The sequence below is a fragment of the Paenibacillus sp. 23TSA30-6 genome, from assembly GCF_014858585.1.
Taxonomy (GTDB): domain Bacteria; phylum Bacillota; class Bacilli; order Paenibacillales; family Paenibacillaceae; genus Paenibacillus.
In genome coordinates this window covers 158,979-184,482 of sequence record NZ_SLTL01000001.1, presented here as the reverse complement: position 1 = coordinate 184,482, position 25,504 = coordinate 158,979, and the positions used below count along the sequence as shown (strand labels likewise).

27 protein-coding genes and 1 pseudogene are annotated in these 25,504 nt (G+C 48.4%); 10 read left to right on the top strand and 18 right to left on the bottom strand.

The genetic code is table 11. The features are described from left to right. Window position 1 precedes the first annotated feature (1 nt). Both tsaB and tsaE read right to left on the bottom strand, forming a co-directional pair. Window positions 2-838, bottom strand: a complete 837-nt coding sequence (gene tsaB, locus E0698_RS00900) for a tRNA (adenosine(37)-N6)-threonylcarbamoyltransferase complex dimerization subunit type 1 TsaB (protein ID WP_134910775.1) — start codon at window positions 836-838, stop codon at window positions 2-4. A gap of 3 nt (window positions 839-841) precedes the next feature. Continuing rightward, window positions 842-1,321, bottom strand: a complete 480-nt coding sequence (tsaE, locus tag E0698_RS00895) for a tRNA (adenosine(37)-N6)-threonylcarbamoyltransferase complex ATPase subunit type 1 TsaE (protein WP_192510291.1) — start codon at window positions 1,319-1,321, stop codon at window positions 842-844. Window positions 1,322-1,456: 135 nt separating this feature from the next. On the opposite strand from tsaE, the gene E0698_RS00890 reads away from it, so the two are divergent. Beyond that, complete coding sequence (locus E0698_RS00890; RefSeq protein ID WP_192510290.1) at window positions 1,457-1,984, top strand: cysteine hydrolase family protein; 528 nt, start codon at window positions 1,457-1,459, stop codon at window positions 1,982-1,984. Window positions 1,985-2,146: 162 nt separating this feature from the next. Here the strand turns inward: E0698_RS00890 and E0698_RS00885 are convergent, their stop codons facing one another. Then, window positions 2,147-2,380 (bottom strand): helix-turn-helix domain-containing protein, encoded by a 234-nt coding sequence (locus E0698_RS00885; RefSeq protein WP_044645178.1) that lies wholly within the window; start codon window positions 2,378-2,380, stop codon window positions 2,147-2,149. A 152-nt stretch (window positions 2,381-2,532) separates the two neighbouring features. Here E0698_RS00885 and E0698_RS00880 point away from each other — a divergent pair, with 152 nt between their 5' ends. After that, window positions 2,533-2,907 carry a hypothetical protein gene (locus E0698_RS00880; protein ID WP_192510289.1) on the top strand — a complete coding sequence of 125 codons (375 nt, stop codon included), beginning with the start codon at window positions 2,533-2,535 and terminating at the stop codon, window positions 2,905-2,907. Between the two features lie 187 nt (window positions 2,908-3,094). Here the strand turns inward: E0698_RS00880 and E0698_RS00875 are convergent, their stop codons facing one another. Further along, complete coding sequence (locus tag E0698_RS00875; protein WP_192510288.1) at window positions 3,095-3,682, bottom strand: DJ-1/PfpI family protein; 588 nt, start codon at window positions 3,680-3,682, stop codon at window positions 3,095-3,097. Between the two features lie 935 nt (window positions 3,683-4,617). Here E0698_RS00875 and E0698_RS00870 point away from each other — a divergent pair. Genes E0698_RS00870 through E0698_RS00855 form a run of 4 tightly spaced genes read left to right on the top strand, consistent with a single transcriptional unit; the run spans window position 4,618 to window position 7,962 of the window. Further along, window positions 4,618-5,802 (top strand): acetyl-CoA C-acetyltransferase, encoded by a 1,185-nt coding sequence (locus E0698_RS00870; RefSeq protein WP_192510287.1) that lies wholly within the window; start codon window positions 4,618-4,620, stop codon window positions 5,800-5,802. A 57-nt stretch (window positions 5,803-5,859) separates the two neighbouring features. Beyond that, complete coding sequence (locus tag E0698_RS00865) at window positions 5,860-6,600, top strand: acetoacetate decarboxylase (RefSeq protein WP_149094486.1); 741 nt, start codon at window positions 5,860-5,862, stop codon at window positions 6,598-6,600. Window positions 6,601-6,643: 43 nt separating this feature from the next. After that, entirely contained in the window at window positions 6,644-7,309 is a 666-nt protein-coding gene (locus E0698_RS00860) for a CoA transferase subunit A (RefSeq protein WP_149094485.1), read from the top strand. Further along, window positions 7,306-7,962 carry a 3-oxoacid CoA-transferase subunit B gene (locus tag E0698_RS00855; protein ID WP_134910781.1) on the top strand — a complete coding sequence of 219 codons (657 nt, stop codon included), beginning with the start codon at window positions 7,306-7,308 and terminating at the stop codon, window positions 7,960-7,962. The genes E0698_RS00860 and E0698_RS00855 overlap by 4 nt, the downstream gene beginning before the upstream one ends. A gap of 237 nt (window positions 7,963-8,199) precedes the next feature. On the opposite strand, the gene E0698_RS00850 is transcribed toward E0698_RS00855, so the two are convergent. The 4 genes from E0698_RS00850 to E0698_RS00835 all read right to left on the bottom strand — a co-directional run bounded on the left by E0698_RS00850 (window position 8,200) and on the right by E0698_RS00835 (window position 10,254). Continuing rightward, on the bottom strand, window positions 8,200-9,180 hold the full coding sequence (locus tag E0698_RS00850; protein ID WP_192510286.1) for a hypothetical protein: 981 nt from the start codon (window positions 9,178-9,180) through the stop codon (window positions 8,200-8,202). Window positions 9,181-9,183: 3 nt separating this feature from the next. Next, on the bottom strand, window positions 9,184-9,363 hold the full coding sequence (locus E0698_RS00845; protein WP_044645186.1) for an H-type small acid-soluble spore protein: 180 nt from the start codon (window positions 9,361-9,363) through the stop codon (window positions 9,184-9,186). A 58-nt stretch (window positions 9,364-9,421) separates the two neighbouring features. After that, window positions 9,422-9,661: a hypothetical protein gene (locus E0698_RS00840; protein ID WP_192510285.1), complete on the bottom strand. Its 240-nt coding sequence runs from the start codon at window positions 9,659-9,661 to the stop codon at window positions 9,422-9,424. Between the two features lie 194 nt (window positions 9,662-9,855). Further along, complete coding sequence (locus E0698_RS00835; RefSeq protein ID WP_025719294.1) at window positions 9,856-10,254, bottom strand: RidA family protein; 399 nt, start codon at window positions 10,252-10,254, stop codon at window positions 9,856-9,858. A gap of 424 nt (window positions 10,255-10,678) precedes the next feature. Between E0698_RS00835 and ku the strand changes: the two genes are divergently transcribed. After that, the gene (gene ku, locus E0698_RS00830; RefSeq protein ID WP_149094482.1) at window positions 10,679-11,596 is read left to right on the top strand and encodes a non-homologous end joining protein Ku; all 918 of its coding nucleotides are present in this window, start codon (window positions 10,679-10,681) and stop codon (window positions 11,594-11,596) included. Between the two features lie 60 nt (window positions 11,597-11,656). On the opposite strand, the gene E0698_RS00825 is transcribed toward ku, so the two are convergent. From E0698_RS00825 to E0698_RS00790, 8 genes and pseudogenes are all read right to left on the bottom strand, one after another. After that, complete coding sequence (locus tag E0698_RS00825; RefSeq protein ID WP_192510284.1) at window positions 11,657-13,531, bottom strand: ABC transporter ATP-binding protein; 1,875 nt, start codon at window positions 13,529-13,531, stop codon at window positions 11,657-11,659. 20 nt (window positions 13,532-13,551) lie between these two features. Further along, window positions 13,552-14,751: a nucleotidyltransferase domain-containing protein gene (locus tag E0698_RS00820; RefSeq protein WP_192510424.1), complete on the bottom strand. Its 1,200-nt coding sequence runs from the start codon at window positions 14,749-14,751 to the stop codon at window positions 13,552-13,554. 6 nt (window positions 14,752-14,757) lie between these two features. Continuing rightward, window positions 14,758-15,219 (bottom strand): annotated as a pseudogene (locus E0698_RS00815) (lasso peptide biosynthesis B2 protein); the annotation flags it as partial. A gap of 1 nt (window position 15,220) precedes the next feature. Further along, window positions 15,221-15,523, bottom strand: coding sequence for a lasso peptide biosynthesis PqqD family chaperone (locus E0698_RS00810; RefSeq protein WP_134910787.1), 303 nt, complete (start codon window positions 15,521-15,523; stop codon window positions 15,221-15,223). Continuing rightward, the gene (locus tag E0698_RS00805; RefSeq protein WP_192510283.1) at window positions 15,513-16,556 is read right to left on the bottom strand and encodes a dephospho-CoA kinase; all 1,044 of its coding nucleotides are present in this window, start codon (window positions 16,554-16,556) and stop codon (window positions 15,513-15,515) included. Before E0698_RS00805 ends, E0698_RS00810 begins: the two co-directional genes overlap by 11 nt. Before the next feature lie 189 nt (window positions 16,557-16,745). After that, the gene (locus E0698_RS00800) at window positions 16,746-16,874 is read right to left on the bottom strand and encodes a paeninodin family lasso peptide (protein ID WP_149094479.1); all 129 of its coding nucleotides are present in this window, start codon (window positions 16,872-16,874) and stop codon (window positions 16,746-16,748) included. 53 nt (window positions 16,875-16,927) lie between these two features. Further along, window positions 16,928-18,853 carry an asparagine synthase-related protein gene (locus tag E0698_RS00795; RefSeq protein ID WP_192510282.1) on the bottom strand — a complete coding sequence of 642 codons (1,926 nt, stop codon included), beginning with the start codon at window positions 18,851-18,853 and terminating at the stop codon, window positions 16,928-16,930. After that, the gene (locus tag E0698_RS00790) at window positions 18,850-20,118 is read right to left on the bottom strand and encodes a sulfotransferase family protein (protein ID WP_192510281.1); all 1,269 of its coding nucleotides are present in this window, start codon (window positions 20,116-20,118) and stop codon (window positions 18,850-18,852) included. The genes E0698_RS00795 and E0698_RS00790 overlap by 4 nt, the downstream gene beginning before the upstream one ends. Before the next feature lie 216 nt (window positions 20,119-20,334). Here E0698_RS00790 and ligD point away from each other — a divergent pair, with 216 nt between their 5' ends. Next, on the top strand, window positions 20,335-21,225 hold the full coding sequence (ligD, locus tag E0698_RS00785; protein WP_192510280.1) for a non-homologous end-joining DNA ligase: 891 nt from the start codon (window positions 20,335-20,337) through the stop codon (window positions 21,223-21,225). A gap of 54 nt (window positions 21,226-21,279) precedes the next feature. On the opposite strand, the gene E0698_RS00780 is transcribed toward ligD, so the two are convergent. Then, entirely contained in the window at window positions 21,280-22,224 is a 945-nt protein-coding gene (locus tag E0698_RS00780; protein ID WP_192510279.1) for a YitT family protein, read from the bottom strand. A 195-nt stretch (window positions 22,225-22,419) separates the two neighbouring features. Continuing rightward, on the bottom strand, window positions 22,420-23,850 hold the full coding sequence (gene cls, locus E0698_RS00775) for a cardiolipin synthase (protein WP_192510278.1): 1,431 nt from the start codon (window positions 23,848-23,850) through the stop codon (window positions 22,420-22,422). 122 nt (window positions 23,851-23,972) lie between these two features. Here cls and E0698_RS00770 point away from each other — a divergent pair, with 122 nt between their 5' ends. Together E0698_RS00770 and E0698_RS00765 are read left to right on the top strand one after the other, a co-directional pair. After that, window positions 23,973-25,004, top strand: coding sequence for a M23 family metallopeptidase (locus E0698_RS00770; RefSeq protein ID WP_192510277.1), 1,032 nt, complete (start codon window positions 23,973-23,975; stop codon window positions 25,002-25,004). A 19-nt stretch (window positions 25,005-25,023) separates the two neighbouring features. Beyond that, window positions 25,024-25,485, top strand: coding sequence for a bactofilin family protein (locus E0698_RS00765; protein ID WP_192510276.1), 462 nt, complete (start codon window positions 25,024-25,026; stop codon window positions 25,483-25,485). Window positions 25,486-25,504 lie beyond the last annotated feature (19 nt).

The window sequence follows — 25,504 nt, the reverse complement described above, 5'->3', positions numbered from 1 at the left end:
TTCAGCGCTGACGAAGCAGATTGGCTTCCGCCTCCGCCAACTGGGTATAGTTTGGAACCAGCGTATGTAACTCGTCATGTTCCTGACGAAGCAGCTTATCCGCCCCAAGGCGGCCAACCCATCTTCCTTCCAGCTCATACGGTACGATACGAAGCTCGCTCCATGCACGCAGGCGCTCGGCTGTTTCTGCGTGAACCGCCGTTTCACCGACCAGCCAAATGACCGCAGGGCGCTGTTCGGACGGCAAAGCCTCCAGCCGTTGCAGCAGGTCCTCAGTCCAAGTGGCCATCAATCGGATCGCATCCGGTTCCAGACGCTGCGGAATCCCGGTATTGCCGTCCACATTCGCTGCGAACAAGCCTGTGTAAACCTGTCCGCGCCTTGCATCCAGCACTGGAACGATCCAGTCTGCCGCCTGCTCTCCGGCCGAGTGTATACTTGCTAACTCACTTCCAGCTTCTTGCCCCTGCGACTCGGTGCCACGGCTCCAACCGCCCCAGGCCAGCGCGTGCAAAGTGGATACGGATGTCACCGGGACTCCCCAGGCCCAAGCAAGTGTTTTCGCTGCGGTCACCGCAATGCGAATGCCTGTGTAAGACCCCGGTCCCACACCCACCGCAATGCCGTCCACATCATCTCGTGTCAGCCCGTCTTCGTTCAGAAGCCGTTCCAATTCGGAAATCACGTGCACCGAGTGATTGCGTTCGCCATAGACATTGCTTTCTCCCAGTAACTCTTTTCCGTTCATCAGAGCGGCCGCCATCACGGTCGTCGCTGTATCTAACGCCAAAAACCGCTCACGCGGCTTTACATTCTCATCTGTATGCTCTCTTTGCATGGTTCAAACTCCATTCTCCCGCAAACTGCGGCACCATTGTTCATAAGGCTCGCCGTACCCGGTAAGGTGAATCAAGCGCTCCTCTACATCCGTTGTTTCTATATACATGTGAAGCCGCTGCTTCGGCAAAATATCCGGTATAATACTGCCCCATTCCACCAGACACACGCCTGTCCCGTAAAAATATTCGTCCAGCCCAAGATCCGCTGCCTCATCCTGTGTAATACGGTACACATCCATATGGTACAAGGGCAATCGGCCTTCATACTCCTTAATGAGCGTAAAGGTTGGGCTGTTTACGATACCCGGCACACCCAGATGACTGGCAAAGGCTTTGGAAAAAGCGGTTTTGCCCGCTCCCAGATCTCCATCCAGCACGATCACCGTTCCGGGAACCGCTTTGGCTGCCAAAAACCCTGCCAAAATCCCGGTCTGAGCCTCTCCGGCAGAACGGAACGTAAACTGTTCCTGCGAAATTGTCATATATTTTAATCACCTTTCGTCCGAATCGGACCGTGCCAACTTGTCCTTTATTATATAGTTCACCTTATGTCGCCGCAAGGCATGAAGACATGCTATTGTAAGATAGATGAAACATACAGGGAGGGAATCGAAACGATGGGACAAAACGTTTTACTCATAATTGACGTGCAGCAAGCTATGTTTATGTATGATGAGAAGCTGTACCGAGAGCAGGAAGTTGTAGAGCATTTGCAGCAGCTTTTGACCAGAGCCAGAGCTGCAGGTACACCGGTGATTTTTGTGCAGCATACCGATGAAGCGGATGAGGATTTCCGGGAAAACAGTGTAGGCTGGGCTATAGCAGATGTAGTGCGTCCCCTTCCCCATGAGCGGATTGTCCGTAAAACATCCTGGGACAGCTTTTACCAAACTGAATTGGGCGATGTGCTAAAGGAATTGAAGGCTGATCGGCTCATCATTGCCGGGATGCAAACCGAGTTCTGCCTCGACACGACCTGTCGGAACGCCTACAGTCTGGGGTACCAGAACAACGTGCTTGTATTGGATGCGCACAGTACATTTAATAGTAAAGTGCTGAGCGGCGAACAAATCGTTGCCCACCACAATGAGATGCTCGGTAATCGTTTTGTACGTTTGCTTGCAACGGAGGATGTACATTTTTAATATGAACCCATTTGAGGTCGATTGCTTTCAAGCAGTCGGCTTTTTTATCCTCAACTTAAAAGTTACTATTGCGCCACTGCGCATTTTTAATTAAGCCCCTTATATGTTTACTCAGCCCAGCATAATATGCAAAAAGACCGTTAATAGTAACGGTCCATGTTATTATTCAGTACTTTCTTTGGCATTTGGTATGTACTCCAGAAGATCACCGGGAGTAACACCTAATCCACGACACAATGCACCGAGCGTATCGTAATCTATACGTTTGGTGGCATTGCCAGCAAGCGAGGTAATTGTGTTTCGACTCACGCCTGTTAACTCCACTACATCTTTGTTTTGTAATCCACGTTCTCTCATCATTTCTCCAAGGCGACAACGTATACTCAAAGGTTCCATAGAAATCCCTCCAAAAAAATAAGCACTACATGTTGACATATTGAAATGTTAACTAATATTCACGTACACCCATCGTAGCAAAACCATTCGTTATTAGCAATATGTTAAAGTTCCAAAGCATTTTTCAACTATCCAATAGGAGGCACAATTATATGTTTATAGCACCAGAAACTAATTCACTCGCACTAGAACGGGCAGCGATGGTATTTGGACCCTATGATCAAGCACATATGTATGAGATATTTGAGGGAATCATTTACGGTGAACACTACTTCTTTCACATTGAGCATGGTTGCTTGTGGCTCCGTCATGTACTTAAGATAGACCATCCTGAACATACACACTTATTCGTCGACGGTGACAGTGGTGGACTACAACTTGCAGAAAACGTTCAGTGTGATCTTATGACAGTTGTATCGGATACTATTGAAAGACTACATACTATGGATAGCATGACATTTTTACTCAACGAGCTGCTGTGGCTAGAGAATCGTGGAGATATCAAATTGAATTTCGTAAGAGCATGAAATAGCCCCATCTTATCACTAAGATCAAGGCTATTTACAATTACACTCCGTTTTTCAACGTATCATACCCCGTACCGCAGACGCTTTCCAGAGCGGTCAGATTTGCTTGAGTAATACGTACGTAAGCAAATCTGGATCGCTAATCATGACGTCATGGGCCGCGTCTTCCTTATCTCTTGCAATATACTTATCTCGCAAAGGGGTCATCATTTTTATTGGAATTCCAGATGTATTCAATTTGATTAGCCATCTGTTGAGCTTTTTCAAGACCAAAGTGGTCGGAAACAAAGCCTAAGGACATATCTATTCCAGCGGATACACCCGATGAAGTATAGAACTTTCCATCTACTACCCATCTTGCCTTTGGAATCCACTCAACCTCTGTGTCGATGGATTTCACCCAATCAAAGGCTAATTTATTGGATGTGGCGCGCCTGTTTTTTAACAAACCTGTTTTAGCAAGCAACGCAGAACCTGTACAGACGGTTATACAAAAACAGGACTGTTCCGCAATCTTTTTGATCTGATTCATAAATTTATCGTCATGGATTAAACTTCTTGTCCCCTGTCCGCCTGGGATCATGAATATGCCATCGGGCTTTGCTTGTGCAATAGGTTCTGTAACAATCTTGGTTTTTTGCCGACTCTCAATAATTCCCCCGTTCATAGAGAAATATTTTAAGTCATACTCTTCCGGTAGGCGACCAAAAATCTCAACGGGTCCGAATACATCCAGTGTTTCAAAATCATCGAACAAGCATATGTTAAAGTCCATACGGCTCACCTCCCTCAAAGATTAATCATACTATACACCCCGTTTCCTGAATTAGACAATATAAAAAGCGCCTTTTCGGGCGCTCAGGCTGTCGAGAAACCCCTGTTTTTTTGCAGGGGGTTTAAAACTGTCTTAGTGGTCTAAAAACTAGAGTCCTCAGATCGTTTTAAATCGATTTTTGTTTTAAAAGATGCGTCTACCCATATAAAAATAGAAGTGTCGAAAAGTCCTCTGGACTTTCTCGACACTCTGAGCGCCTTTTCGGGCGCTTACTTTAGGCCGCATCAACTTAGCAATGAAAGAGCTCTTGAATTTCCTTCTGTGGAGATTCAGGAGCTTTTTGTGTAATTCGGGTGACACCGTTAACAAGAAGCAAGCTGGCACAATTATGACGAAGATCATGAATATTTAAAGGCAAAGCCGTCTTCAGAAAATTCTGAAGGGCTTTTTTTTATTTCCCAGCGATAAGTTAGGTGCTATTTGCGAAGAAAAGGAAGGACGTGATTAAGAGGAAGGTGTGCAAACTCAACGATTGGCCTCGTTTTTTCACGTATTGATTACAAATTTCGTTTTTAACAGAAAATTCAATTTGCGATCATTATTTTCAGAAAAATCGAGAAATTAACAGAAAACATTAGAATGGCCTATTTATTTTGGAGTATATGGCTTTATAAACATCTGTATACAATTATATGTAAATATTTGAACATTGAGCAAAATCTGCATTGGGACTATGATGAAACTGGTTTTAATTTCCAACGGAAGAAAGAAGGCGATCGAACCGTCACACTCACCGTCTTAGGCACCATGATATGCCCGCATGCAAATGTATCTTGCAGTCGCTACGTTTCGTAAGTTAAGCGCGGAAATTACGAATTGAATTGCAATCATGGATGTATTGTGTCTTGAACACAGCGAAAGGAATGTGAATTTTTATGAAAAAAGTAGCTTTAGTAAGCCCGTTGAGAACAGCGGTCGGCTCTTTTAACAAAACCCTTGCGCCCCTAAGCGCTCCTGAATTGGGAGCAACCGTGATGACAGCATGCCTTCAGCAAAGTAAATTAGAGCCTGCTTTGATTGATCAAATTTATTTGGGAAATGTTCTTCAGGCAGGCAATGGCCAAAATCCTGCCAGACAGGCGGCACTGAAAGCCGGTATCCCCATTGATGTACCCGAATCAACGATAAACACGGTTTGCGGTTCAGGACTTCATGCCGTTGCTTTAGCCTACGATTCAATATTGGCGGAACAAAGCAACATCGTCTTGGCCGGAGGCATGGAGAGCATGTCGAACGCCCCTTATCTGCTAAGGAATGCTAGAAACGGCTACAAGCTTGGCAACGGTGAATTGGTAGACTCCCTGGTGGCCGACGGCCTTACGTGCCCGATCAACAATTACCATATGGGAATTACCGCAGAAAATGTTGCCGAGAAATATGGAATTTCAAGACTTGAGCAGGATGAATTCGCCTATGAAAGCCAATTAAAGGCTGTAGAAGCAAAAAACAATAAGGTTTTTGAAGAGCAGATTGTTCCGGTCATGATCAAAAACAAAAAAGAAAATATTTATTTCACGGAGGACGAACACATAAGAGGAAATACAACGAAAGAAAAACTTTCTCATTTAAAAACTGCGTTTAAGGAGAACGGAACGGTTACCGCCGGAAATTCTTCGGGGATCAATGATGGCGCGGCAGCTATGCTTGTAGTGTCGGAAGACAAATGTAAGGAACATGCGTTAAAGCCGTTGGCATATATCAAGGGTTATTCACTTGTTGGCGTTGATCCTGCATATATGGGAATGGGGCCGGTGAAAGCCATTTCGTCACTTCTTAAGCGACAGGGAATATCCATTGATGCCATCGATCTTTTTGAAATCAATGAAGCGTTCGCCGCACAAGCATTAGCGGTATTGAAAGAGCTTGGGGTCAGTCCGGAGAAGGTGAATGTCAATGGCGGCGCGATCGCGATCGGACATCCTGTTGGTGCAAGCGGTGCTAGGATATTGGTTACGTTGGTTCATGAAATGGTGCGAAGATCTTCACGTTACGGCATAGCCTCGTTATGCATCGGAACGGGAATGGGAATAGCGATGCTGGTTGAAAATGCGCTTATTTAAAATGCGTGTTCAAAAGATGACTTTTGGAACTACCTCTTAAAAGGAAGGGAGATTGCTATGAATCAAAAAGATGTACTTTCACTCCAATCCATGCCTGCGGCCAGCGGCAGTTATGGGCGCCCACCATGCCGCTTCATCAACCGGGAATTTTTTATCATTACCTATGAATCCGACCCCGCTGCGATTAGACAAGCGGTCCCGGAACCTCTTCAGCCGGATGGAAGCAATACGGTTTCCTATGAATGGATCAAGATGCCCGATTCATCCGGTTTAGGAAGCTATGAGGAAAGCGGCATTGTCATTCCGTGTACTTTTCAAGGAGAACCCTGCAATTTTGTTGCCCAAATGTATTTGGATAACGCGCCTGCTGTTCTTGGGGGACGTGAAATCTGGGGATTTCCGAAAAAATGGGCGAAGCCTCATCTGATCGTTGAGGATACGGAGACGCTGACAGGTACATTGCATTATAATCACGTTCTCGTGGCCACGGGAACCATGCCTTTCAAATATAACATTCTCGATGAACAGGAAACGGCTAAAGCGATCGCAAAAACGCAAGTTAATTTAAAATTAATTCCTGATGTTGACGGTACCCCCAAAATTGCTCAGTTAGTAGCGTATAATCTCGACAACATTACTGTAAAAGGCGCCTGGTCAGGGCCTGCCAGATTAAGCCTGATCCCCCATGTCAATGCTCCTGTGGCAGATTTGCCGGTTCAAGCTTATATTGGCGGAAAACATTTTATTGCCGATTTAACGCTTCCATATGGAAGAGTCCTCTACGATTATCTCCAATAAAGTTTGCTTTCCTAAAAATATATATATATAAGGAGAAGGAACCATGAATAACAAAGTAATCTCCGCTGAAGAAGCAGTTAAGAAGGTCAAAGACGGAGACACGGTGATGGTCGGAGGTTTTCTGGCAGGAGGCTTTCCGGAGGATCTGGTACGTGCGCTTGTCGACACAAATTCCGCCAGCAATCTTACGATTATTTCCAATGACACAGGCACACCGGAATTATCTATCTATAACCTTGTAAAAAGCGGCAGAGTAAAGCGGATTTTTGCATCCTATATCGGCTCCAATCCGGAAACAGGAAGGCTCCTGATGACGAAAGAAGCAGAGGTTCAACTCTTCCCGCAAGGCACGCTCGCTGAAAAAATACGCGCAGGGGGAGCCGGTTTGGGCGGTGTTTTAACACCTGTAGGTGTAGGCACCATTGTAGAGGAAGGAAAAAAGAAAATAGAAATTGATGAAAGGGAATATTTGCTCGAACTGCCGCTTAAAGCGGATGTGGCGCTAATCAGAGCCCATAAGGCTGATGAAGAGGGAAATCTTGTCATTAACGGCTCTTCACGCAACTTCAATATGGTTATGGCTACAGCGGCAGAGTATGTAGTTGCTCAGATAGACGAATACGTAAAGACGGGAGAAATTGACCCCAATCATGTCAACGTTCCCGGCATATTTGTTGACGCAATTGTAAAGGTGGGTGGAAACGCATGAATAACAGAGAATTCATTGCTCGAAGAATAGCCGAGGAATTCAAAAATGGTGAAGTTGTCAACCTTGGTGTCGGATTGCCTACAATGGTAGTGGACTATATCCCCGAAAACATTCATATTATGCTGCAGGCGGAGAACGGAATCCTCGGTGTAGGTCCCAAAGCGGCTCAGGGAAAAGAAAGACTCGATTGTATCGATTCAGGCGGAAACTACGTTACAACTATGGAAGGAGCATGCTTTTTTGACAGTGCACTTTCATTTTCCATCATCCGCGGAGGGCATGTGGATATCACGGTTTTGGGCGCCCTGGAGGTCGATGAGAAAGGCAACCTTGCAAGCTGGATGATCCCTGGGAAAAAGGTGCCAGGCATGGGGGGAGCCATGGATTTGGTGGTTGGAGCCAAGAGAGTGATTGTAGCCATGGAGCATGTGAACAAAAATGGGGCACCAAAAATACTGAAGCAATGCAAGCTGCCCCTGACCGCTGTAAATGTTGTAAAGACCATAGTAACCGAAAAGGCTGTCATCGATGTTATTCCGGGTAGAGGGCTGATGCTAAAGGAAATTGCTCCGGGTTTGTCGGTAGAAGATGTTCAAATGGCGACAGAGGCTGAACTGATGGTTTCACCACATTTGAAGGCCATTGCAGTGTAAAGGTCATGAGGACGGAACAAGCCCTTAAGGGGAGATGGGTACTGACTCCGAAGAAGTTTCAGGTCCGTGTGGGCTAATCCCTCGTGGAGGCTTGAGTCCTCTTGACCGCATTCATTTTTACAAGTAGGGTTCGCTAATTGCTCATTGAGCATTTGCGAGCCTTTTTTTGTTGGAGTGGGACCATTCAAGCAGCATTCTGCGATGAAAGCCTACAGCTGTGCAAATAAAATGCGCCTTTTATGAGCGTAAAATCCAATCCGCTACATGCTCAGCCACCTTCGTATGGTTAAGATAAGCAAAGAAGTTGTGGGGATTGGAACGCCCAGTGTGACTATCTTTCCAGAATGTCTGAATAAGCGGCTGATCATCAATACTTTCTATTAAATTTCGATTCAGCATCAGATGGAATTCATCTTCAACCGTTGCATCATGCGCAATGTAGTCATCCTCGGCGTTAATATTGGTCCAATGTCTGATATTTGCGGGATACATACCGTCGTCAGGCTCATTGGAATCATACAAGCTGCGCTTTACGGCTGGCTCGCCTAGCGGATTACCCAATGTTAGCCATTCGTTGACTTTGTGTTCCCATAGATGTTTGTATTCGCTCATACGTGAAAATTTCCATAAAACATCGTAAGCCACCATGCATCCCATACTATGGGAAAGCAGCATGACATCCTCTCCACTACTTAAAGCATCGGCTAGAGGGGACTGTAGCCTTTCGCGAATTTGGGAGCCTATTACACGACTGGTTAAATAGGCTCCCAGATCAGGGAGAATCCTTTTGATCGCACGGGTACTCATACCAAACAAAGAGAGGTAAGGGCTGAGTATTTTTGCAGCATCATCATAGAAGTGTATAGTGGGTTCATTGGCCATCAGACGCTCATATTCCTCCGGGGTCATATGATCCGTTGGTCGATTAATTAATTGTTCCATACTTTCGTCGTAATAATGGTCTGGAACGTAGAAATCTCCATCGTCTTCTTCAAAAAGTTTTCTGTACCGAGGCCGACTCTCTAATAAGAGCCGATTGTTGATGTCACCATAATAACTAAATGTCAGTAAAATCTGCTCTTGCTCCAGCTTTTGTGCCGCTTCCTCGTTCACTCGACGCAATCCTGCGATCAGCGCTTTTTTAATGAGACGAAGCATTTCGTCGCATCTGGGCTTTTTGTCACGGCCATGAATAATGACTAAATGTTTGGTTCCCATCTCCTATCGCTCTTCCAGACGATCCACACGGACGGTTTGAGTATTGCCGGGATTGCTGCCCACCTGTACGGTAGCCATACCGTTTGCTTCATCCACATGCTCGATCCAGATTGGTTTACCCTCTAATTGCACGGCAATGTTTTCGGATGAATTGTAAATCGCTTTTGCTCGTTCGACGTTCATGTTGATATCCTCCTGATGATTTGTTTTGTATCCATTTATTTCAGAAATACAGGTTCACCTAGTCCTCATCTATAATCCGTTCAATGTCCAATGAAGGGATGCTATGAGAAGGAGAGGTTGAAACTACAGCCTCCAAATCCACATGAGCCACAGCTACGGAAAAAGGCGGCTGGATTCCATGGGAAAGGGCAAACTCGGGCGGCAATGCATCCTGTTCGCCTCCGGCGGGTCCCCGAAAAGCGATATGGCTTTGACCCACACGATGCCTGATTTGCCGAGGATAAGATTTTCCGGTCATAAATTGTGTACCTCCTTTTGAATCGGATATACCTTACTATGCACCAAAAAAGCTGCAACCATGCGCAAGCGGAAGCAATTCGCAGCCTTCATTTACACCTCATACTCGTGAGTTTAAACATCAAACAGCCCCAGCTTCTCACGAAGACCGGGGCTATCTATGATTCCATTCCATAAATGAGGTACGTATTATTTTTATGCTTTAGCTGCCCAAATTTCAATTTCAATTTTTATTTCAGGCAATCCTAGAGCAGTAAGGTAGCCGATAGTCATTGCAGGATAATCATTCCCGAATAACTTTTCCCATTGGGAATACATGTAATCCCAATCTATCTGCTCAGTTGCCCATACATTTACTTTTATAATATTGTCAGCGGTTAATTGTTCGGCGTCCAAAACTGATTTAATGTTATTAAAAGTATTACTGATTTGTAGGTTAAAGCTTTCTGGGAATTGGCCATTCTGATCTACTCCAACTTGACCCGAAGTCACGAATAGCTCTGAATTTCTGGGAATTTTAGTTATATGTGTGTAATTCCCTACTGGTTTCGGCATACCTGCCGGGTTTTTTCTAGTTATTTTTTCATTTTTCATTTAATCGACCTCGTCATTTTAAAATTTTTCTACCGTTTCTTCTAACCATTTTCAGGCAGACTCCACCCATAAAAATGATTTTAGAAAAAAACAGCAGTAGAGTATCCATATCCAAAAGATATAAAGTTTAATGATCTTTTCTTCATGACATGAACACTCCTTTCTTATAAAATGTCAAAATCGTTGGTTATCCCTTACCTTAATATAACCCATGTAACTTAACAACTTCAAATCATTGTGTTATGCGATGTAGTCATACCTCAGAAGGCAGATTAGTTGGCTTGCTCTTTTCTTTACACCTCATACATTCCTTTCTCCGAAGCATACTAAGTGAAAAATCTAAGTGAAAAATGGATATGCTCACAGCCGAGCGTTGGAATCGAAGGATACAAAATGCGGATTAAAGAAAAGGAGGAGCGGCGTAATGCATACAGTCTGGAAAGGCGCGATCAGCTTTGGGCTGGTTCATGTGCCCGTTAAGATGTTTTCGGCTACAGAGGATAAGGATATTTCCATGCGTTATATTCACAAGGAATGCGGAAGTCCGCTCAGTTATGTACGCAAGTGTCCCGTTTGTGACAAGGAGGTCGAATGGGAGGAAATTGGAAAAGGCTATGAATACGAAAAAGGGAAGTTTGTCATGTTCGATAAGGAGGAACTGGAGCAAATCAGCGGACAAGCGGATAAAAATATCGTTATTTTGGATTTTGTGGACTTGCAGGAGATTGATCCGATTTATTTTCAAAAAACGTATTATTTGTCCCCGGATCAGGCAGGCTCCAATGCTTACAAGCTTCTTATGAATGCGATGAAGGATACCGGGAAAATTGGCATTGCTCAAATCTCAATCCGATCCAAAAGCAGTCTGGCGGCTATTCGTGTGCTGGATGAATGCTTGGCGGTGGAGACGATGTTTTACCCGGATGAAATTCGCCCAGTGTCCCAGGTTCCTAATCTGCCGGGGCAGGAGGAAGTTAAAGAGAAGGAGCTGACCATGGCAAAAATGCTCATTGAGCAGCTATCTACACCTTTTGATGCAGCAAAATATACGGACCAGTACCGCGAGCGGCTGCTGGATCTCATTCAGCATAAAGTGGCTGGAGAAGAGATCCGAATCGCCCCGTCCCAGCCGCAGACCAATGTCGTGGACCTGATGGCTGCACTCCAGGCCAGCATCGAGGCAGTGAAGCCTGTCGTTACCGATCCCGGCCCTGCCGCTGTGAAAAAACGCCCTGCGCGTAAAACAGCAGCCACAACAACACAACAAGCGGTGGCAGGAGATGCCGTTTCTCCGACTCCGATCAAAAAGAAAAGAAGTACCGCCAAACGTAAGGAAACCTGAGACTGCGGCATCTCAATTCACCATGCAGCAGGAATTTAAGCAGGCCAACAGAACAGGCAGTTAAGGGGTGGCGATGACACTGCTTTGGTATGACAGCAGTTGACTGAACGCCCCCCGCTCTTCCTGTACCAATTGACGATAATTCCCCTGCTGTATAATCTCGCCCTGTTCCAGAACGACAATTTGATCCGCATGACGAATGGTCGACAGACGATGAGCAATGACGATCAACGTCATTTGACCTTTCATCCGCTCCAGCGCCGCCTGAATATCGGCTTCATGCTCCCCATCCAGTGCACTTGTCGCCTCATCCAGAATGAGTACCGGAGGACGATGCAGGACAGCCCGCGCTAGTACCAACCGCTGACGTTCCCCTCCAGACAGGCGAATGCCGCGATCCCCGATTACCGTGTCCAGCCCTTCGGGCAATCTGGTAACAAAGCCGTCTGCGGCTGCAAAATGTAACGCTTCCCATAACTGCTGCTCGCTCGCATTCGCATCGGCCAGCTTCAAATTTTCACGGACGGTGGCATGAAACAAAAAAGGGTCCTGCGACACATACCCAAACGACTGCCTCCACTGTGGCAACAGCTCGTCGTTTAGTACATGTCCGTCCATTTTAATCTGGCCCTGGGTTGGGCGTAAAAATCCCATCAGGACGTCAACCATTGTACTTTTGCCCGCGCCCGATTTCCCCACAATGGCCGTCATTCCCCGAGCGGGGATGAACAGATTTATTTGGTGTAATGCAAGCTCTGCTGTACCATCATACCGATAATCCAGACCACTGCATTCAATGCCCGTACGAAGATAAAAGGGCTGGCGTGCAGATGCAGTTGTAGATGCAGATACAGATTTATGGGTTGCCGATAAATCGCTTGAAACGTGAGTCTCAAAGGTTGTAAGTGCAGTCAGCGATGGATCTGAGAAAGCTTCGCATTCCTGCTGTACCTTGGTCACACTTTCAAAAGCAGACAGCATGGACATGATATATTCCAGACTCGCTTGAATAAGGGCAAACCTCGGCCATAAGCGAGAAAATATAAGGATGAGCACAATCAGCTTTTCAGGAGAGACGTGTAGCCATTGCAATGACACCAACATGATGCAAGCGACAAACACGGCAGCCGCCGTGCGGTGAAAAAATTGTGTAGTGGCATTTTGCCGTACAAACTGGGTCGTGTTGTCCTCCATACGTTGGGTCAAAGATCGAAACCAGTCTATATTCGCAGCTTCCAGCAGATTGCTTTTAATATCCTTCATCCCGTTCATATGGTCGGTGATTCCGGCAAAATAAACCTGCGACAGCTCGGTGGTACGGTCGCCCAGTTGTTTAGCATTTTGAATAGATCGGCGAAAGACGACAAACAAACCCAATCCGCACAGGAACACCAGCCCGGTTAAAGAAGGAGACAGCCAAAAAGCCAGCGTAATCTGGATCAGCGTAAAAATAACGGCTGTGGTGAGCTGGAGAAGCAGATTGGTTCCCTGACTAACACGCGCCAGCTCGGTCGTCATCACATGACTGAAATCAGACTTTCGCTGACGCAAGTAAAAAGTCCACTGCGCCTTCATAAAGGAGGTATACACGTCTATTCGAAGGGAACGCATGAACCGTTGCTGAATCCGCGAATTCAGAATGGATTGGTAACGCTGAAGAAGTGCCTGCCCTATGAGCAGTAACACAAAAAGCAGCAGCATTCCCGGCAACAGCCAGCTTTTAGGGATGTTTGACAAGAAAAGATTAAATCCGCCTGACAGGAAGGGTATCCCTCCATGACCGCCAAATATGCCGATAGCCGCCAGCATGGGAACAAGCATGTAAATACCCAGTCCCTCCAGCAAGCTGACGATGATCATACATCCAATATTGAGAAATAACGCACCGCCGTTCACGGCATACAGCTTGGTCATATATAATCGCAGGTGGTACATAATGCACGCTCCTTATCAGGTCAGTGCTTTGAGAATCGCCGTTTTAGCCAGAGAAATGGACGTAGAGGGATGTATAAAAAATGCAGCTGGCGAGGCAGCGGTAAAACCGCCGGATCGCCCGTAGAAGGAAGCAAACGGCTTATCAGGTACAGCAATCGGTGGCTCGGCTCCTTTAGGGAGAGCAAATAGGATCGACTGGTTGGCTGGCAGATCGTTGGTTCGACTTTCTGGTACGCCGCCCCGGGAACGCTGGCCTGAATGAAGGACAGCGCGCTCAGCGCGAGCCTGTGCGCCTGCCGGGTAGCCGATACCGGACGCATCGGCTCCGGTATCGGCGTACCCAGTAGCGCAGCAGCGAGCGCCCAAGCCTGCCCACCCACAGGTACGCCCCCGTATCGGCGCAGCATCGGCAGAAGCGCCTCCCAATCGACGGCGCGTACCGCAAGCCTGTCGATGTCAACCAGCCAGCGCAGTCTGAACCAGCCGTGACGCGCCCCGTGAGCGCTGAGGTACAGAAACTGGTGCTCGCTGCCAAGCGTGTACATACAGGGTGCTCCTGTGGCAGTGGCTTCACTCATTTGCCTGTGATCCCACAGCTCGTCAAAAGTAGGTTCTCCGCCTGCATCCGGCTGGAGCCGCCAATGCAGCTCTATCTCTACCCGCTTTTGCGGATGAAGAAAGGATGCATGATGGTCCTTCCATTTCCAACTGCCCAGAACACGTGCTTCTCCGCTTTTGGATACATACCCGGCTTCCCGCATCCAATGCTCCGCCTGATCCATGTCGTCCGGGGCAATGAGTAAATCCACGTCCTTGGAGGTACGCAGTGAAACATCCCCGTACAATTGCTGCGCCAAGGCAGGACCCTTGAGCATAAGTACACGGATGCCATGATTCATGAGCAGCCTGGTCACACGTCCGGCTTCCGCTTGCAGGTGTAGCATACGCAGGGTGTTCCGGTGATACTGCGCCTGAAGGTTGCGCAGCAATTCAGCAGGAATGGCCGGATGATTTATTCTTTTCAACTGGAGATATACCGCAGGTACCACCCGATGGTGTTCTGCCAGCCGCAACAAGCGGGTCCAATCCAATCCATACAGATAAGCAGCATGGACTGCATCCAGCCTTGAAGTGGCATCTTTTCGCAGTAAAAAGAGCAGCAGCGTCAATTCCTGATCCTCATTCCAGCGGTCAGGTTCCAAAACAGTATGGGTGGACATACTTTCAGCAATCTTCGTATTTTGGGCCGTCACAGCACGACTGCCGAAGGTGCCCACCACGGTAAACGCCCCCATCTCCCGTTCGCCCGTAACATAAATCGGTCCACTCCGCACCCAGGCATGTGCCGCCAAACGTCCTGCAGCATTCTTGGCTGTGCCAAGATACAGCGTGCAGTCCAGCTTTCTGCGACCCAGCAACGTCATTGCGGCAGCAGCCTGCACAAGACAGCTACTGCGCCAAGGGGTATAACGGCTTGCCAGCTCCACAGCATGTGAAATATGCCGAACGGATTGCTTCTGCCGGGCATCACACTCCCAAGAGGTTTCTTCCATCGGTATTCCCCAACCGCGTGCATAATCTTCAAACGGACGATGCTGATGAAGACGCGCCCATCCCAGTTGCAGCCAGGCTTCCGGCAGCAGTCTCCTGACCTCCGGGGATAGACGACGAAGGCGTTGAACCCACATTTTAAACCGACTCCCGCAGAAGCTTTAGCAGTCCTTCCCGTTCCAGTTCAGCCACAAAGGAATGTACCTGCTGTCTGCACCGTTCCTCGTCCACTTCATATTCATCCGTCAGAGCAGCTACGATCTCCCCAAGTGAAGGGCAGGATTCCGCCAGTTCCCAGATTCGTCCTCCCGTGAAGCCGAGATTATAGTATTTTCCTGTGTTGATGCTCATCATGACCTTTTCCCCGTCCATGTCACTGACATACACTTCCTCACCGTGAATGACACGGTCATGATCCTTCGTCGAATGATTAGCTGCCATAGCTGTTTTCCTCCTTGCGAATGATATCAAGTACCCGGTGTACAATCTCGGATGCGGTAAAAGCCGAGCTATCCCTCAGTAGTCGCCAGCCCTCCACCTGTCGAGCCACCCGGGCTACCGTTCTAAAATGCCATTCACCCAGACTCATTCGCGGAATAACCACCCTGCGATATGTATGAAACAATAACGTATGCAAGCATTCCAGCATGTTCAAAGAATGTTCCATAACTGCCTTTAACTCCCCTTCGCGTTGGAACTCACGGTTTGGAGACTCTGCCACCAGCTCGAATACACCTCCCAAGGGAAGCGGCTCGTTGTGAAAAGAATCGACTGTTGGCAAGGCATATTTATTCAGCTCACCTGTAAGCTTACGCAAATGTCCATGTTTGGGCATCGCAGGATTGCCGTCCATTAAAATAAGCCCGTGATTGGTTTTGCGTCCATGTTTATTTTCCTGTAAAGCCTCAAGCTGGAGCATGCTTTCCAAACCCAACTTTTGCTGCGGGTAAGCTGGATAGACTATGGTTTTGAAAGCCGTAGCTTGCACAGCAATAACATCATCACTGACTATCTTATAGCCTGCCTGTGTAAAAGCAGCAGCCAGCGTCGATTTTCCTGCTCCGGATTCGCCCACGAAAGCGTAGGCCTTGCCTCCAATGACTACCGCACTCCCGTGAAGAGGCAATATCCTCCTCTGTAACAAAAGCACACCCATGCATGTGCCGAGCACAAACAAACGCACGGTGTCAGGATCAGCTCCGTGGTATACGCATACCTCAACCTCTTTGCCACCCCTGACAGCATAAATAGCCGTACCCAGTACGTGAAACATAAAGCTCTCGCCCTCTATCATAAAATGCGTTTGCTCCAGTTGTTCGCTCCATTCAGTCAAATCAGCCTGACGAATAACCACATCCTCCACCACTCCCGGCGCTGCGGGTATCAGTTCAGGTAGTTCCAGCTCACTGGCAATCTTGAGCCCAAATGCTGTATATACCTCCAAACTGATACTACGTGTACTACTGTCATGCACGATAGGACCCTCTCCCCCTGCTCTTTAAAAATCCCGCCTTTATTTCATTGAGCAACGCCTTTAACCCAATAGAAATAAAGACGGCTTTACATTGAACACGAATCCAAAAGTTCATGCTACTCTCGCTCATTTTCGCGGCGACCATGTGCAACGAATATAGCCCGCTTAAAGAATCATATATGTCATCTGTTAGCTTGGATTAACCAGGTCAGCGTCGTGATCAGATACCCAGTCAATTTCTTTCCAGCCCTTACCTGCCATCGTCTGGTTAATATCCAGCACCTCTATGGTGGGCTCCTGCCATTCTTTTTTACTCATGTCATCACCTCCCCTCCAACGAACGACGTATCTGTCTGACCGGATAGACTGGATCAGTTAAATCTGCGTATAAAACGGTACACAATCAGACTGTGCATCAGTAGCCGTATGTTGGGATCGGACGCCTGCTCCGGTCGCGGTTGGCGAAACTTCGCCATAGCCATTTTAATGACATCGATATTGAGAAATTCGGCGGCATGTAAATCATGGCACAGCAGTTGAAGTTCCCCCATAAACGTCTCCCAGCAGGGGAGCATACGATGCAGCCAATCCGCAGGCTGTACACCGCGCACACGCTGGTTCAACCGGACATCATCGGGCAAATAATCCCGCATGGCTCCGCGAATGAGTGCGCGATCCCGGCCGTTTTGCACGTATTGCTCAAAGGGCACCGACAGGCAAAAGCGGATCACCCGGCTGTCTCCGGTCGGGTCGCGCTCCCACAGACCATAACGCAGCGACAGCTTGGTCGCGACTACACCATTTTTGTTCGCAATCGCTAAATTCGTGAATTTCTCTTTTCTCGTCTGATCGGCGTTCTTCATCCATCCGGTTCCGCTCAAAGCCGGAATGTCCTCCACATTCATCCGCTTGGCGAACTCCGGGTCAATGAGTGAAGGAACCGGACTTCGATTGCCGCCACGCAACCAGGAACGGGAGTCGAGCGTGGTCGCTTTTTTCAGCATCACAGGTAATAATTGGGACATCCGCCTTCCGGTCAGCTTGCTGTACCCCCACAACCCCTGAAAGGATTGCAGCCAGTGCAAACGACGAAGCTGACGGGCATAATAGTCCAGTGCAGGACCCCAGGAAATGGTAAAATTCCCTCGCGCCCCGGTCAGTAGCACACCTACATTTTCCTCTTGTGCTTTTTCGTAAAAACCCCTGATCCAGAACGAATTTTCAAAATATTTATAGGGAGCTTCCATCAATTCCAGCCAGATATCAATTTCTGAAAATGGACTTTTCCCCTCAAAATCCAGGTAATTTTCGTGAATGTTGCCCACATATCGAGCCGTGGATTGAATATAAACCCGTTCATTCGCCAGCAGTGTCGACGGTGTCCAATCCGTAAAATCCTGTACGGGCACATAACTGTACGCATGAAGAGGCTTTTGCTGCAATCGCAGCGACGGCGCTGCAAAACTAGCAACCGCACCGGAATCCAGACCGCCACTCAAGGCCGCCCCCACGGCGCGATGCGTGCGCAATCTGGCATTCACCGCCTGTGAGAATACCTCGCGAAAAGCCTCGACGTACTCGCCGCCGGTTTTGAGTCGCAGCGGCTCCACATCATCCAAAGAGGCATATTTATGGATGGTTCGCTTTCCCTCCTCCATGGTGAACCAATGGGCGGGTGGAAGCTGGTTTATATGCTTATAAGCAGTAGTCCCAATATCGACGGATTCCTGCATGGCGCGGATGGCCAGAAATTCCGCCAGCCACGGCTCATGCAGTTCTTTTTGCAGGGAAGACAGAGCCAAAAGAGGGGCTACTACTGTACTGAACGCAAACCCTCGGTCATGTTGGTATGTATACAGCGTGCGGCTTCCTGCCATATCACGAGCGCCATATAATCTGTTCCGTTTGGCATCCCAAATAACAAAGGCAAAATCGCCTATTAGATAGCGGGCCGCGTCGAGCGCCCATTTGTCGTATGCCAGCAAAACCAACTCACTGTCCGTGATGTCTTGCCGCCTTTCCTGTCCTACCCCCAGCCGTTCAAATAGCTCGGAACGATTGTCAATAATCGCATCCGCCGTGATTGCCAAATTCCGTTCCTCGTCATAGAAAGGGAGACGCTCATGAACGGATTCTGGTGTCACATGCTGGGCATGACAGCCCAAAAATATGGAACCCTCACACCAGGCGCATACGCGGTCGGCGGGATATTTTCGCAGAGCTTGCATCATTTTACCGCCTTCTTCGGTGCATACGGACTCATGCCCAAAGCTGTATATTCCGGCAATCGCACTCACGTTTTCCCCCCTTTTCCTTTTTCCATTCCCGATAACACTACGGACGCCCAGCGACACAGCTGACGGGCAAAGGGGATACGAGATCGGAGCCGTTGATTTCTGCCTTGGTAGGTTTTGAGCTGTGCGATAAGACGATTCCGCTCCTCATAGCTATGTGCCAGCCTGTTTTCCAGCGATTGGAGCCGTCTATCATTTACAACCTGTACAACGTCCTTCTCTAGAGAATCATGAAGTGCAGGTTTCTGCCCTGCTTTTATTATGAATCCCCTGTTATCCGCATCCTGCTCTTCCAGCATTCGATAAGCGTTCTTCCATTCAAAGCCGCTTTGTTGGAGAAATTGGCTCGTACGCCGACTTAGCAGTTCCACATCCGCTTCCTCTTCAAACTTTACACCGGTGATACGCTCGGCCTGTTCCAGCGCTTCCCCGTAGCCAAGCTGTGTAAATATACGAGCTCCGATGCTTCTGCAATACAGCTCGATTTCCTTTTTGTTCAACAGATGTTGCCAGCTATGTACCGAGTCCTGATGCGTCTGCTCATGCTCCCCCACGAACGGATCACCCGCTCCCATGCTGTAAAACAGACTGGATTTAGGCGTATCCGCAAAGTCTCCGTACTTTTCCATACCGAGTTCATAATCTACGCCAAGAAAATCGCACAGCTTTCCAATCTCCACCGCCGGATTAGCTACAAGTTGCTCATACACAAGCGGGTATGCAAGCGGATGAGGTGTGGCAAAATAATGTGCGTAACGGAACAAACCGACCGTAATATCCGTCATTTTCATATTAAAATGCGGGCTCTCCAGCTCCTCCAGCAGATGAAAGCGTTCGCCGCGCATCTGATTAACTTTTTTGAATGAAGCCGCGATAGATAAAGGATTACGGATAAGCCACACCCTGCGGGCTGCCGGAAAAAGGCGGTCTATAAATTCCAGCACCGTATAGTAACGCGGGGATTTGTCGATAACCATATTTGCGTTAGTCCCTTCGAGCAGACCGTTATAAATTTCAAGTGCATACGATCGGGAAGCCTGCTCCAATACGTGCGTAGGAACCATACCATTAAAAAATTGCCGGATGATTCCGGTTCCTCCATAGGGACGTGTTTGTGACTGGGGAAGATCATGCAAGCTGAGCAGGAACCACATTTCCTGCGTGGCAAACAGGCGGGAGTGATTTTGCAAAATGGTGGTCACTAGCGAGCTTCCACTTCGGGGGACACTAAGCAGGAAAACCAGTCCCTCGCCTTGCTTATCAATCAAGGAAACGCCTCCTCTAATCTGCTCAAGACATTTTAATAGATACATTTCGTATTTTATTATAAATTTATGATACATATTGTATCTTGTCAATCCTTTTGGCGGATAAATTCTGTACACGACGCTCATGTTAATCCATAAGTACATCTACAGGTACATCATCCAGGCTGTTAATAGAAAGTTTGTATAAACTGAGGCTAAAAGAAGGAGCGTAGCGTTATGGGACAAGCTGTTAAAGGCATCATTACCATCGAAGGTCTGGAAATTCCTATCACCAACCCGGATAAACCCCTGTGGCCCGAAGCTGGCGTCACCAAAGCGCTGTATCTTCGCAAGCTTGCGGTGCTGGCCCCTTTTCTGCTCAAATATAGCCACAACCGTTTACTGACTGTCATCCGCTGGCCGCACGGCATCCACGGGGATTTTTTTTACCAGAAAAATGCCCCGCAGCCCCGGCCGGACTACATCGAAACCTTCCAGCATGACGGTATTGAATATATGGTGCTCGGCACACTGCCACAACTGCTATGGCTCGGCAATCAGGCCGCGCTGGAATTTCACCCATCCCTGCATCAAGCGGGCAGCACGCTGCCGTGTGAATGGATGATTGACCTTGATCCGTCCAGAGAAGTGGAGCCACGCATTATGGAAGCGGCGTCCATCGTCGGGGAGGTGCTGGCTTCGCTTGGTTTGCAATCTGTACCCAAAACGTCCGGGGCCACGGGTGTGCAAATTATCGTCCCGATCCGCATAGGCATCACCTTCGACGAGCTTCGCAGCATCGGTCTGCTGGTGGGACAGTTCGTAACCGAAAAATACCCGCATCTATTCACACTGGAACGGTTAAAAAAGGATCGGGGAACGGCTATCTATTTTGATTATTTGCAGCATTATCAAGGAAAAACCCTGGCCGCTCCCTATACCCCGCGAGCACGCCCTGGCGCTACGGTATCCACCCCACTGACATGGGACGAGGTGCGACAAGACGTATCGCCGCTTGACTATCATTTGCTGAATATTGAGGAACGGCTAAATCAGGTGGGCGACTTGATCGCCAAGATCCCTTCCCAGCCCATCGAGGATGTTCTCAAGCATATGCGCGCCAAATAAAAAAGGGGACGAACTCCACAGCCGTAAAATCGGCCGAGGAATCGTCCCCTTGCGCTAGTGTATTCCTTTTTTCTTAAAGCGTCCGCCCTTCACATCATGAATGTTACCAATCGCCACAAAGGCTTGCGGGTCCCAATCTTCAACGATGTTCTTCAGCTTCGCTTCTTCCAGACGGGTGATGACGACGAAAATGACTTTCTTGCTATCGCCTGTAAAGCCGCCCTCACCTTCCAGATAGGTTACGCCCCGTCCAAGACGGTCCGTCAGGGCATCCCCGATGTCGCGGTATTTTTCACTAATAATCCAGACCGATTTGGACTGATCCAGACCTTCGATGGTAATATCAATCATTTTCATCGCAATATAATAAGCAATCATGGAGTACAGGGCATTCGGCCAACCGAATACAAAGCCTGCACTGCCCAGAATGAAGATGTTAACGAAAAGTACGATCTCACCGACCGAAAAAGGAGTTTTTTCACTGACGAGAATAGCTACGATCTCTGTTCCATCCAGCGAGCCGCCGGACCGGATGACGAGACCTACCCCAAGGCCGAGAATGACACCGCCAAAGATCGCGCCGAGCAGCGGTTCACCAGGGGTCAACGCATTTACATTGTGAAGTAACGTGGTACCGATAGACATCACAATAATGCCGAATAATGTGGATAAAGCGAAGGTTTTACCGATTTGCTTGTAGCCGATAACCAAAAATGGAAGGTTCAACAGGGTCAGGAAAATGCCGAGTGGATAGCCAGTAATCTTGGAGGCCATAATTGAAATACCTGTGACCCCACCGTCGATAACGCCGTTAGGAACCAGGAATATTTCGAGGCCCACTGCCATAAGCGCTGCACCGAAAATAATCATGGCCGCACGCCGAAACAGGCGTTTTGCTTTGTTTTTAGGATTGGCTGGAATTTTGCTGATCTTGGTCAACTCTCCGGTCACATCTGTGATCTCAGACAGATTGTGGACTTCCTTGCTCACTACACTCATATATAAATCCCCCCGTTACAGTATGGTATATTGGACCGAAAAAGGGGCTGCGATCCGCAGTCCCTTCTCCTTTACCGCGCTTGTGTTATATGAATACTATACCATAAAACAGTGATTTTGCGCAAAAAAGTTAGCAAAAAGCACGTAAATGTCAATAAAGCGGGATTATATTGATAAAAACGGCGAAAACCGCCCTTAAAGGAGCGGAGAGAGCATACGAGCCAGAATTTCAGTTGTTTTCTGTAATCGTGGCCGTCTGCGGAACACCTTTAAATCAATGTGCGAGGAGTTGGACAGGTCCTCTTCAAAATCGGCCGAAAGGTGTTCCAGCGCTGACCGGGCAAAGAGTACAGCGGTCAGCTCAAAATTATAGAAAAAGCTGCGCATATCCATATTGGCGGTCCCGACCGAGCCGAGCAAATCATCCACAATGATGATTTTAGCGTGAATAAATCCTTTACGGTATTGATAGAACTCCACACCCGCCTCCAGCAGCTCTTGTACATAGGACAGAGACGCCAGATGCACCAGCTTTGAATCCGATTTGTATGGAATAATAATTCGCACATCTACGCCACTGACCGCCGCCAGCTTAAGCGCCTCATAAATACCCTGATCGGGAATAAAATACGGCGTGGTAATCCAAATCCGCTTCTTGGCAACCGCCAGCGCACCAAAGCACATTTCCTGGATCGTATCCCATACCTGATCGGGACCGCTGCTCAAAATCTGTACTTCCTCATCTCCATCACAGGTATGCGGCGGAAATAAATTCTCATCCATCAGCCGTTCCCCGGAGGCCAGCTTCCAGTCGCTCAGAAATGCATTTTGCAGAAAATAGACGCTATCTCCTTCAATCTGCAAATGCGTGTCCCGCCAAAATCCCACCTTGGGGTATTTGCCGAGGTAATCGTCGCCCACATTAATGCCTCCAACAAACCCGATCAATCCGTCCACCACTACGATTTTACGGTGATTCCGGTAGTTAATCCGGCGATCCAGCGTGGCGAAAAACGGGGGCAGAAAATAATGAAACTCTACACCTGCCTCACCACAGGCACGAATAAAGGAATACGGCAAATTGTAGCTCCCCACGCCGTCCACAACGAATCGAACCCTCACCCCCTCACGCGCCTTGCGGATCATGAGCTCCTGAAATTGGGTACCGATGTCGTCCGACCGGAATATGTAAAACTCCACATGAATATGATGCTGCGCCCGTTCCAGCGCTGTCAGCATCGCCTCAAAGGTTTCCTCCCCATTCGTTAGCACACGGGTGCGATTGCAGCCGGTCAACGGATTTTCCGACATGCGAATTAGCTGGTTAAACAGACGCTCCTGGTGCTTGAAATGAGGATTGTGCATTTGTTCCACATTCTCAATCACCCTCGATTGTGACCACAGGCGCTCGCGGAATTCACGAAATAGCTGCGATCCCCTTTTTCGCACCATTTTGCGCTTCTTATAATCCTGTGCAACAAAGTAGTACACGACAAAGCCGATGAGCGGGAAGCAGAACAAAATAAATAGCCAGGCTACCGCCTTGGACGGCTTGCGAAATTCAAAGAGCAGGATCGTCCCGGTCTGAAAAATAAAAACAATTAATACCAACAGCAACCACAGCATGTTTAAGCCTCCTTATATATCTATGTTATATACCAAGCTCCAATTTTTTTGACATGTTTGCCCCTTAAGCTGAATAGATAGTAACCAAGCACTATAGGAGCGATGTCCGGAAAGGAGCGATTATGAAAAAAGGAAGCCTAAATCGCCGGATGACCTTGCTCGTCATTCGAGATGCACAGCAACCACCCAAGCAGTTGCAATGCTCTACAGCCGCTGTCATTCTCGTCCCGACCCTTGTGATCGCGTCCATCTCTACACTCGTGATCGGGCTGCAAATCCGTTCTTCCCATATCATTTCCCAAATGGAAACGAATCTTGCCGTCCAGAGCTTGCAGATGGAGGTTACGGTAGCGGACAAGGATGCGGCAATCGGGCGATTGCGCCGCGAAGTCATGGAACTGACGAATCAGGCGACCAGTATTCGCGAACGCCTCCAGCGTGTAACGGAACTGGAGCAGCAGATGCAGCAATTTATCCGTAAATACGGAAAATCCTCTGCCACCAGTAGCAGCAAATCGACTATGACCCCACTCTCCTGGGATGCCTCCGGCCATAGCGGGGGCGAGTTGATTACAGTTCATGAAAATACAGCCATGCTTACTCGTCAAGCTATGGATGATTTTCAGGAAATCGAATCCCTGCTGGACACGGTAGAACGCACGGTTCCCCGCTCTATTCAGCAGGCGTATGCCGTACAGCAGAACCTTGAGCAGAAGCATGCCGCACAGTTGCTCCAGACCCGCAGACTGGCGCTTGCCGAACAAGGCAAGCCTTCGGCCTGGCCTGTCAGTTCACGCCGGATGACCTCCAGCTTCGGCTATCGCAGCGATCCGTTTACGGGCAAATCGGCTTTCCATTCGGGCGTGGATATTGCCGGACAAACGGGTGAGCCCGTCTATGCGGCAGGAGCGGGCACCGTGCTGGAGGCAGCCTCCAGCGGGGCACGGGGCAAGTGCATTATCATCCAGCATCCTGACGGATTCCAGTCCTGGTATATGCACCTGAGCGGTATGCAGGTGACTCCGGGGGAACGAGTCCGTAAAGGGCAGACCATCGGCCTTCTGGGAAGTACGGGAAGAAGCACGGGGCCTCATCTTCATTTTCAGATCGTCAAGCATAGTCAGCCTGTCGATCCGTTACTGTATGTACAATAAAGGATTGGAGGAAAACAACATGTTCAAGGACTCCAAAAAAAAGCTGGCCGCTCCTGCGACCGATACGCTGTTGGCTAACGGCACCAGCTTTGAAGGTACGATTGAGGCTGAGGCCAATATTCGAATTGATGGCCATTTTCAGGGCGATATCCGCAGCACTCGCGCCGTCGTGATCGGGGAATCTGCTGTCGTGCGTTCGGATATCATCGCACGGGACGTCATCCTTGCCGGCAAGGTATTCGGCAGCATCACCACAGAGGGACGGCTGACGATTACGTCTACGGGCGAACTGTACGGCAAGGCAGCCGTCTCCGCGCTGGTCATCTCCGAAGGCGGCGTACTGGACGGTACGAGTCAGATGATCCGCACGAAAGACGCAGAACCGTCTGCTTCAACTGACGATTCTGACCTTGAAACACAATCCGGTACTCGCAAAGACAAAGATACCAGTCAAGCGACCCTGCAATCAGAGACGGGATAATTCCATTTACTCCATCCTA